We start from the raw sequence: 926 nt of genomic DNA on the forward strand, positions 1-926 counted from the left end.
TGTACCACGAAAATTAATTGTACCAGATACTTTATTATTACCTGTAATAGAATTAATGATGAGTACTCCCCAAATAATGGGTCGACCGGCTATAGAAGCCGAAATACCCCATTTTGATGGAAAAGGTATACTAACCATGAGTTTCTGTGCAGTTTGCATAAGTTGATTCCTCGTTTCGTAATAATCATAAATACAAGAGTTTAAAGTTTAATTTCTATCTATACATCAGAGTGTTAAAAAAAGAAAGAAAGTCTAATAAATTATTTTAATATTTATTCATTTTGAATCTTCCATATTCGGTTTCGAACATTTCATTTACTTCCCAAGATTCAACGGTTTTATAAGCTGTTTGTTGATCAAAGCCTTTTCCCAGAAGATAGGCCATTGCGGCAATTTCAGTTAGCGCATGTTCATAGGAAGTAAGAGCAACTTCTTTTAGACCATAATCAACAAAAGGCTTTATTGCCATTAATGTTTCACTTTTCAAATCCTGATCCGAATTTTCTCTCTCATCGGATTCATTACCCTCTAGATTTGGATGTGCTTCTTTGTATAGCACCTCCCACTGTTCATACAGACTTGTAGCTGTCTCAAAGTCCTCAGAGTCTACTGTTAAATTTTTTTGTAATTTACTCATTAAATTACGCCATGTCTCTTCCCATTCCTCTAAAGTTCTTAAGTCAAAGAGTTTTGAGAACTTCGGTTTCACACTTTCCCAATGAACATAAATGTCGGTACACCATCCCAATAAATATTTATAGTTTTCCGTTTGGGCTTCCATTTTTTTATCACCCTTTTTAAATTTTTTCACTTCTAAAAAAAGAAGCAATATCGCGTGTAAAATGAGGTTAAATACCTTTTAAAACCAATTTACAATTCTATGGTATGTTTCACTTATGTCCCTAGACTAGGCATTTGTCTCATTT

The 926-nt window shown here is 33.3% G+C and carries 1 protein-coding gene; it reads right to left on the reverse strand.

What is annotated here, in order from left to right:
* Positions 1–265: 265 nt before the first annotated feature.
* Entirely contained in the window at positions 266–781 is a 516-nt protein-coding gene (locus BFI01S_RS24275; protein WP_235252822.1) for a hypothetical protein, read from the reverse strand.
* Between the last annotated feature and the right edge of the window lie 145 nt (positions 782–926).

This window comes from Cytobacillus firmus NBRC 15306 (assembly GCF_001591465.1).
GTDB lineage: Bacteria > Bacillota > Bacilli > Bacillales > Cytobacillaceae > Cytobacillus > Cytobacillus firmus.

Coding starts and splice junctions, on each gene's coding strand:
- BFI01S_RS24275 (WP_235252822.1), bottom strand. CDS start 781: ATGGAAGCCCAAACGGAAAACTATAAATATTTATTGGGATGGTGTACC.